Genomic DNA, 7807 nt, shown 5'->3' with positions numbered 1-7807 from the left:
TCCACCGGCGCAGGGTATCCCGCCGAATGCCCAGGTCACGGGCCACCTGGGCGATCGTGAGGTCCGGGTCCGAGTGGTACAAAGCCACAGCATCGGCCTTGAACTCGGGCGAGTACACCTTCATGACCATAAGTGGTCCCTCCTCCCCAGCCCGCACCGGGGCCGAGATCAGAGGCGTCCACCACTCAGGGGCAAGGGCCATACGCACGCGTGTGCACCAAGGGACAGTTGCTCGACCGGCAGATCCACGCACTCACCGAAGCAGGGTGCATCCGAATCTTCGCCGACAAGAAGTCGGCAAGAACGCCGGGCGTGACAAGCTGTGGAAGGCCCTTGACTTCCTGCGCGAGGCCGACACGCTCGTCGTCCCGTCGCTGGACCGGCTCGGCCGCTCCATCCAGGACCTCATCGCCATCGTGTCCGGCCTGCGTAAGCGAGGCATCGGTTTCACCTCGCTGCACGAGGCGCTCGATACGACCACGCCCGGCTGGCGGCTGGTCTTCCACGTCTTCGCGGCCCTGGCGGAGTTCATCCGAGAACTCATCGTCCAGGGCACTAACGAGGGTCTGGACGCCGCCCGCGCCCGCGGTGCCCGACTCGGCCGCCCGCCGGCGATGACCAAGGAACAGGTACGCCACGCCCGCGGCCTGCTCACTCGCCCGGAGAACACCGTCTCCTCGATCGCCAAGTTCCTCGGCGTTTCCCGCAACACGATCTACAAGTACGTGCCCGAGCTGAAGGGCGGACGACTCGCGCTCGCCGAGCCGATAGGGGCAGCCGCACTGCCCCACCCAGCGCAGTCAGCAAAGTAACCACGGCATCGCCCCACCCATGAGGGCCGGGCCTGTCAAGGGGCGTAGACGGCCCCCGCCTGCGGCTTTTCGGTTGGTTGCCGGGGCGTTTCCCTCGTGGCTCTTCCTCGTGTCTGTCTGCGGGGACCGCCGCGCGGCAGGGGGCTCGGCCCTCATAGGGTCAGGTCAGCGATTTCCGTTGTTTTTGCGGCCGCTGATCCGACTCCCCCTCCAGGTGGGCGGAAATCCGCTTGGCGAGCCCTCTCGCCCGTGCTGAAATGCGCGGATGGATGCTTCTGAAGTACTCGCCCTCTTCGACCGTCAGATGCGGCGGGATACCCTCGCCGACGCGCCCGGCGCCCGGGTCGAGCGGGTCGGCAAGGTGGTGCGGCAGGTCTGCGTCAAGGGCGGCTGGAACGCGGTCGTCTGGTCCGGCCTCGACCAGGCCACGGCGCGGTCGGCGATCGCCGAGCAGGTGCGGTACTTCACCGAGCTGGGCCGTGAGTTCGAGTGGAAGCACTACTCGCATGACCAGCCGGGGGATCTCGGCGAGCTGCTGCTGGCGGCCGGGTTCGAGGCTGAGCCCGACGAAACCCTGATGATCGCCCGGATCGCCGACCTGCCCGATGGGGGCGGACTGCCCGAGGGTGTCCGGCTGCACCCGGTGACGACCCCGGCCGACGTGGAGCTCATGCTGTCCGCGCACGAGGGGGCGTTCGAGACGACTGCGGACTGGCTGCGGCCGAGCCTGCTCGACATGCTGGCCGAGAGCCCGGGGACGGTCAGCATGGTCGTCGCGATGGCCGGCGACATGCCGGTCTGCGGGGCGCGGATGGAACTACGTCCGGGCACCGAGTTCGCCAGCCTCTGGGGCGGCGGCACCGTACCCGCCTGGCGCGGCCGGGGGATCTACCGGGCGCTGGTTGCGCACCGCGCCAAGATCGCCGCCGAGCACGGCTACCGCTACGTGCAGGTGGACGCCTCCGACCAGAGCCGCCCGATCCTGCAGCAGCTCGGCTTCGCCGCTCTGAGCACCACGACCCCGTACGTGTACAAGCCGTAGCCGGTACCCCCTGCTTAACGCTTCTCGTGCGCGGGCTGGAGCACTCGGCCGGGCAGGGGTGAGGGACCTCCTGGGCCTGGAGCGCGGCAAAGTCGGCGTGAGCCTGCTCGACGACCGCGGGGTATACCTGGGCCGTAGACGCCGCCCGCGCTCACCGCAGCGTCGGCCGCGCTGAACTGCTCCGACCTACGCAGGCGGCGGAGCAAGACCGCCGTTTGTGGCTTGGTGACACGGTTTTGACCGCCACCCCAAGGGAGTCGCCGTCACCCATACCTCGTCCTGACAGACGGACATTCGACGTCACCACCGACTACGGAACAGAGCCAGCCTGGGGCGCCGCGTTGACTCCGGCGCACCGAACCCGGTCCCGCGAGTTCGGGGATCAAGTGAGTGCTGCCGCCAGTAGTGCAGCCGTGCCTGCGACCAGCGGCTCGTCCGTCGGCGCGGTGGAGTCGTGTTTCGTGGACAGGACTGCCAGCACGATCGGTCCCCGGCCGGGTGGCCAGGCGATGCCCACGTCGTTGGTGGTGCCGTAGCCGCCGGTACCGGTCTTGTCCGCAACCGTCCAGTGATTGGGCAGCCCCGCACGGAAGCGGTTGCCGCTGGTCGTATTTCCCAGCAGCCACCCGGTCAGCCGCTGTCGGTCTCCCGCTTCGAGAGCGTCTCCGAGAACGAGCCGGCCATAGGTCCGGCCGACAGCCAGCGGGCTTGAGACGTCGGTCACCCGCCCCGGCTCCGCAGAGTTCAGATCGGGCTCCCACCGGTCGAGCCGGGTCACCGCGTCTCCGGTGGAACGGCAGAAGCAGGTGACCGCGCTCGGACCGCCCAGCTCACGCAGCAGAAGGTTCGCCGCCGCGTTGTCGCTGTAGCCGATGGCGGCCGCGCACAGGTCCGCGACCGTCATGCCGCCTGCGACGTTGTCCGGCAGGCCCGTGATCGGCGCGTAGCCCGACTCTGTCACGTCCTTCTCGGTGTACCGGATCAGCCTGGCGAGGAACTCACCGCGGCGGTCGAAGTCCCGCAGAACCGCCGCCACGGCGATCGTCTTGAACGTCGAACACATCGGGAACGGCTCGTCCGCTCGATACAGCACCGTCCTATCGGTGACCCTGTCACGGGCGAAAACCCCCAGCCGCGCGGAATGCGCTTGCTCAAGAGCACGCAGCCGCCCGGCGATCTCCCCGCTGTCCGTTCCCTGCGCGAAGGCTCTTCCTCCGGCGGGAAGCACCGCGGTGAAAGCCGTCGCGGCACCCCCGGGGCAAGAACCCCACGCCGACTCGGGCGCACATCCATAAGCGTCTCCCTCTGTTCGTGCCGCTCTGCGGCGGGGCGGGCGATGCGCTGAAGGACTTCGGCACGGGCTCTACAACACGGCCGGGCAGAAGAGGTCACCGCCCACGCCGCCGACCAGGTCAGCAAAGCGCGCCGTCCTTGTGTCCCACCGACGAGTAATGACACAGCCTGCACCCCGCTGACCGTGAAGCCGGCCGCACCACCAGGCGGTGCAGAAACGGCAGCGGGCCGGTACGGATCATCACAGCGCGGGGCAGCGGCCTGAGGGTGGCGGCCCCCTCTTCACTCGTTCGGGCGTACCTGGTCGTGCGACCGCGCATGGTCTCGTTGCTCAGGCCAGGTCCGGATTCCCCGGAGGATGTGTCATTTCCGTCGGGTGGCTCGGAAAGCGAGCGGGTGGCGAAGGCAGTCAGCATGGCCCCGGAGGCGGCGGGTCCGGCGCGTCCGCTGCTCGGGGCGCCCGGCCCATCGGCCGGCTCATCATCCGGTTCCACGACACGTGGAGGACACCATGCGAATGAACCGCCCGTACGGCACAGCCGTCGTGACCATGGCGCTCGCCGTGGCCGGACTCACCGCTCCGGCCATGGCGGCAGCCCCGGTCACCGGACCCGACGCCACCTTCCTCAAGATGATCCACCAGGGTAATCTCGCCGAGATCGCCACCTCCGAGGATGCCCAGAAGCACACCATCAGCACCTGTGTGAAACAGGTAGCGGACATGTTCGTGCGCGACCACACCAAGTTCGATGCGCAGGTCGTGGCGTTGGCCCGCAGTAAGGGCATCGTCCTGCCCTCGACAGCGGCAGCCGCCCAGCAGCAACAGCTCACCATGCTGAAGTCCCTGCACGGAAAACGGGACTACAACCGGGTGTGGTTGCAGGGCCAGGACACGAGCCACCGGGAGGCCCTCGCACTGATCGACAAGGAAGTGTCCTCCGGCAAGGACGCCAAGATCCGCGCGACCGCCCAGGCCGCCCGGCCCACAGTGGCAAAGCACCTTGAGGCGGTCAGCGGCGGGATCTGCCACACCGGCATGGGGCGGACAGGCACCTGAACCTGACCGCCGGCACCGGAGACGGCAGTGGGAGAGCGGCGGCAGCAGCGCATGCCGCCGCTCTGCGGCCAAGAGTGGACTGCTCCCGCCCACACAGGCCAGGGGCCCTCGAAGAGAGCCCCTGACCGCGGAAACATCCGCGTCGGCCTGTGCGCCCACGGATGGGGCCCATCGGCGCTGATGCTCGCCGACATCATTGGCACCCGTCCCCGGACCGGGCTCAGCGGGCCGCGCCCAGCTGTCTCTTGGGTGTGCGCCCGGCCGGCTCCGGCTCCTGCTCGCCCATGGCCCATAGCGAACGCACGTGCCCAAGGTGGCGGGCGATGCACTTCTCGGCGCCCTTCGCGTCACCCGCGACCATCAGGTCTAGGAGCTCGATGTGCTCTTCGGCGGACGGGATCAGCTGGTCGCGCTCGTCCAGAGCGGTCAGTCCGTACAGGCGTGAGCGTTTGCGCAGGTCGCCGACGGTTTCGACGAGCCGGTCGTTTCCGGCGAGCGCGAGCAGGGAGAGATGGAACTGACGGTCGGCCTCCAAATAGCCGATGAGGTCGTGCTCGCGCGCGGCGCGCACGATGTCCTCGGCCACCGGACGCAGCGCCTCCAGGTCCTCGCGGGCGGCGCTGCGGGTGATCCGGCCGATCATGGGGACCTCGATCAGGGTGCGGATCTCGGTGTACTGGTCGAGGTCGCGTTCGTTGACCTCGGTGACACGGAAGCCCTTGTTGCGCATCGGCTCGACGAGGCCCTCGCGTGCCAGGTCGAGCATCGCCTCGCGTACCGGCGTCGCGGAGATGCCGAAGTCCTCGGCCAGGCCGGGCGCCGAGTAGACCTCGCCGGGGCGCAGTTCGCCGGAGATCAGCGCGGCACGCAGGGCGTGGGCGACCTGGTCGCGCAGCCGCTCCCTGGTGGTGATGAGGTTGCGCTGCTTGAGGTGGCCCATGGCGGTGGTGTTCCCTTCGTGCCCCGTGCCCTCACGGCCGAGCGGATCACCAGAGTACAATGTCATGTTGTTCTCACGGGGGCCTATGGGTGTGCGGGTGCCAGTGTGTGGGTGCGACCACTGGTATAGAACGCCAGGGCGTCATGTCCTTGTTCGCGTGGGCCGTGGCCGGAGGCCTTGGCTCCGCCGAAGGGCAGATGCAAGTCGACGCCCGTGGATGGGGCGTTGACGCGGATCATGCCGGTGTCAAGGTGGTCGAGCCCGTGCAGCGCCGCATCGAGCGAGGCGGTGTGCACAGAGGTGACCAGGCCGTACGGGACGGAGTTCGTGATCCGTACCGCGTGGCCCATCGCTCGTGGACGGCACCGTTGGGCTCGAAGGAAGCCTGGGCGAAGTGCCGCCAGATCGCGGCGGTGCGGGCCACTTCGGCGCGTGCTTCGGTGAGCGGCTTTCCCACCTCGCGTACGGCGAGGGCTGCCAGTTCGTCCGCGGCGGCCTCCACGGCGGCGGCGACCGTGCCCAGCGCCGCCGAGCGGGCAGCCGCGCGGCTGCGAACCAGCCGGGCTGGGCGGCACGAGCCCGTTCCACGGCGTGGACCGCGGTGAAGGCCCCCGGAGCGGGGGCCCGGACCAGGACGTCGGAAGGATCGGCCGGGTTGCGCGAGACAATCGGGGCCAGGGCGGTGGTCACAGGAGGAAGCCTCCGGGGAAGGCGTCGTCCGGGTCGAGGAAGTACTGGGCGGTGCCCGTGATCCAGGCGCGCCCGGTGATGCGAGGAACGACGGCGGGCATCCCGCCGACCTCGGTCTCCGCCACGAGACGGCCGGTGAACTCGGTACCGATGAAGGACTCATTGACGAAGTCGCGGTGCAGCGGCAGCGCGCCATGGGCATGCAGCTGCGCCATCCGCGCCGAGGTGCCGGTGCCGCACGGTGACCGGTCGAACCAGCCCGGGTCGATGGCCATGGCGTGGCGTGAACGGTGTGCGTCGGAGCCGGGGGCGGCGAGGTAGACATGCTTGACCCCGGCGATCTCGGGCTGCTCCGGGTGGACGGGGCGGTCCGGCGATGCGTTGATCGCGTCCATGATGGCCAGACCGGCCGCGAGCAGGTCGTCCTTACGGGACCGGTCGAACGGCAGCCCCAGCGCGTCCAGTTCGACAAGAGCGTAGAAGTTTCCGCCGAAGGCGAGGTCGTACGTCACCGTCCCGTACCCCGGCACGTCCGCCTCGCGGTCCAGGCCGACACAGTAGGCGGGGACGTTGGTGAGGGTGGCCGACTTCGCCGCGCCGTCCTCGACGTGTACGTCGACGGTGACGAGTCCGGCCGGGGTGTCGAGGCGGACGGTCGTGGTTTCCGCGACGGGAACCATGCCGGTCTCGACGAGGACGGTGGCCACGCCGATGGTGCCGTGTCCGCACATCGGCAGCACGCCGGAGACCTCGATGTACAGCACTCCGTAATCGGCGTCGGGGCGCGTCGGCGGCTGGAGGATCGCGCCGCTCATGGAGGCGTGACCGCGCGGCTCGTACATCAGGAGCGTGCGCAGGTGGTCCATGTGCTCGATGAAGTGGAGCCTGCGCTCAGCCATCGTGGCGCCGGGGATCACCCCGACACCTCCGGTGATCACGCGGGTGGGCATGCCTTCGGTGTGCGAGTCGACTGCGTGAAAGACGTGGCGGGTACGCAATGAACATCCCTTCCTGTAAGGCCGATCGAGGTCAGCGGAGGCCGTCGGCGACGGCCTTCTCGGTCGCCGCGCGGACCGAGGTCTCCGTCGCGGCGGGCAGCGGCATGCGCGGCGGGCGAGTGGGGCCACCGCGGCGGCCGACGAGGTCCATGGACAGCTTGACGGCCTGCACGAACTCGGTCCTGGAGTCCCAGCGCAGTAGCGAGTGCAGGGACTTGTACAGCGGGAGCGCGGTGTCGAGACGGCCGCCGGCGGCGGCGTGGTACAGCTCGGCACAAGTGGCGGGGAAGGCGTTCGGGTAGCCGGCGATCCAGCCGACCGCGCCCGCCAGGGCAAGTTCGAGCAGGAGATCGTCCGCGCCGATCAACACGTCGAGTTCTGGGACGAGTTCGGCGATCTCGTAAGCCCTGCGGACATCGCCGCTGAACTCCTTCACGGCCACGATGCTGCCATCGCCGTGGAGTTGGGCGAGGAGTGCGGGGGTGAGATCGACCTTGGTGTCGATGGGATTGTTGTAGCCCACGACGGGAAGCCCGGCCCGCGCGACATCCGCGTAGTGGGCGCGCACCGCCTGCTCGTCGGCGCGGTAGGCGTTCGGCGGGAGCAGCAGGACGCTCCCGCAGCCCTGCTCAGCGGCCTGTTCGGCCCAGCGGCGGGACTCCGCGCTGCCGTAGGCGGCGACGCCCGGCATCACGCGCGTGCCGTCCCCCGTGGCCTCGACGGCGGTGCGGACCACACGGGCACGCTCGTCGTCGGTGAGAGTCTGGTACTCACCGAGGGAGCCGTTGGGCACCACCCCGTCGCAGCCGTTGTCGATGAGCCAGCGGACGTGCTCGGCATAGGCGTCGTAGTCGACGGCGAGGTTGTCGCGCAGGGGTAGTGCGGTGGCGACCATGATGCCGTGCCATGGGCGGTCGGCGTTCCAGGTGGTGCCGGAGGTGGACACGGTGGTGGCGGTCATGAAGGAGCCCCTTC

The 7807-nt window shown here is 69.4% G+C and carries 10 protein-coding genes; 3 read left to right on the top strand and 7 right to left on the bottom strand.

Features of this window, described 5'->3' with window-relative positions:
• On the bottom strand, positions 1–130 hold a 130-nt coding region (locus ACWD5Q_RS31245; protein WP_451430440.1), incomplete at its 3' end, for a transposase.
• A 136-nt stretch (positions 131–266) separates the two neighbouring features.
• Between ACWD5Q_RS31245 and ACWD5Q_RS31240 the strand changes: the two genes are divergently transcribed.
• Positions 267–812, top strand: a complete 546-nt coding sequence (locus ACWD5Q_RS31240; protein ID WP_451430435.1) for a recombinase family protein — start codon at positions 267–269, stop codon at positions 810–812.
• Between the two features lie 265 nt (positions 813–1077).
• Positions 1078–1854 (top strand): GNAT family N-acetyltransferase, encoded by a 777-nt coding sequence (locus ACWD5Q_RS31235; protein WP_451430434.1) that lies wholly within the window; start codon positions 1078–1080, stop codon positions 1852–1854.
• A gap of 382 nt (positions 1855–2236) precedes the next feature.
• Here ACWD5Q_RS31235 and bla read toward each other — a convergent pair whose 3' ends face one another.
• The gene (gene bla, locus ACWD5Q_RS31230; protein ID WP_451430433.1) at positions 2237–3082 is read right to left on the bottom strand and encodes a class A beta-lactamase; all 846 of its coding nucleotides are present in this window, start codon (positions 3080–3082) and stop codon (positions 2237–2239) included.
• Positions 3083–3658: 576 nt separating this feature from the next.
• Between bla and ACWD5Q_RS31225 the strand changes: the two genes are divergently transcribed.
• Positions 3659–4204 (top strand): DUF4142 domain-containing protein, encoded by a 546-nt coding sequence (locus tag ACWD5Q_RS31225; protein WP_451430432.1) that lies wholly within the window; start codon positions 3659–3661, stop codon positions 4202–4204.
• Positions 4205–4424: 220 nt separating this feature from the next.
• On the opposite strand, the gene ACWD5Q_RS31220 is transcribed toward ACWD5Q_RS31225, so the two are convergent.
• The 5 genes from ACWD5Q_RS31220 to ACWD5Q_RS31200 all read right to left on the bottom strand — a co-directional run bounded on the left by ACWD5Q_RS31220 (position 4425) and on the right by ACWD5Q_RS31200 (position 7793).
• A complete protein-coding gene (locus tag ACWD5Q_RS31220) occupies positions 4425–5144 on the bottom strand; it encodes a GntR family transcriptional regulator (RefSeq protein ID WP_451430439.1) in 720 nt (239 codons plus the stop codon).
• Between the two features lie 83 nt (positions 5145–5227).
• A complete protein-coding gene (locus ACWD5Q_RS31215) occupies positions 5228–5494 on the bottom strand; it encodes an aldehyde dehydrogenase family protein (protein ID WP_451430431.1) in 267 nt (88 codons plus the stop codon).
• Positions 5380–5646, bottom strand: a complete 267-nt coding sequence (locus ACWD5Q_RS31210; RefSeq protein ID WP_451430430.1) for an aldehyde dehydrogenase family protein — start codon at positions 5644–5646, stop codon at positions 5380–5382. The genes ACWD5Q_RS31215 and ACWD5Q_RS31210 overlap by 115 nt, the downstream gene beginning before the upstream one ends.
• 184 nt (positions 5647–5830) lie before the next feature.
• Positions 5831–6832 (bottom strand): proline racemase family protein, encoded by a 1002-nt coding sequence (locus tag ACWD5Q_RS31205; RefSeq protein WP_451430429.1) that lies wholly within the window; start codon positions 6830–6832, stop codon positions 5831–5833.
• Between the two features lie 31 nt (positions 6833–6863).
• Positions 6864–7793 (bottom strand): dihydrodipicolinate synthase family protein, encoded by a 930-nt coding sequence (locus ACWD5Q_RS31200; protein ID WP_451430428.1) that lies wholly within the window; start codon positions 7791–7793, stop codon positions 6864–6866.
• Between the last annotated feature and the right edge of the window lie 14 nt (positions 7794–7807).

It is taken from the genome of Streptomyces sp. NPDC002513 (assembly GCF_053595355.1).
The sequence above is the reverse complement of the archived record's forward strand: the minus strand, read 5'-3'. Positions and strand labels throughout refer to the sequence as shown.

Bases quoted from the DNA above. Each gene is read 5' to 3' on its own strand.
- ACWD5Q_RS31235 (WP_451430434.1), top strand. From the start codon at position 1,078: ATGGATGCTTCTGAAGTACTCGCCCTCTTCGACCGTCAGATGCGGCGG.
- ACWD5Q_RS31225 (WP_451430432.1), top strand. From the start codon at position 3,659: ATGCGAATGAACCGCCCGTACGGCACAGCCGTCGTGACCATGGCGCTC.
- ACWD5Q_RS31220 (WP_451430439.1), bottom strand. From the start codon at position 5,144: ATGGGCCACCTCAAGCAGCGCAACCTCATCACCACCAGGGAGCGGCTG.
- ACWD5Q_RS31215 (WP_451430431.1), bottom strand. From the start codon at position 5,494: ATGGGCCACGCGGTACGGATCACGAACTCCGTCCCGTACGGCCTGGTC.
- ACWD5Q_RS31200 (WP_451430428.1), bottom strand. From the start codon at position 7,793: ATGACCGCCACCACCGTGTCCACCTCCGGCACCACCTGGAACGCCGAC.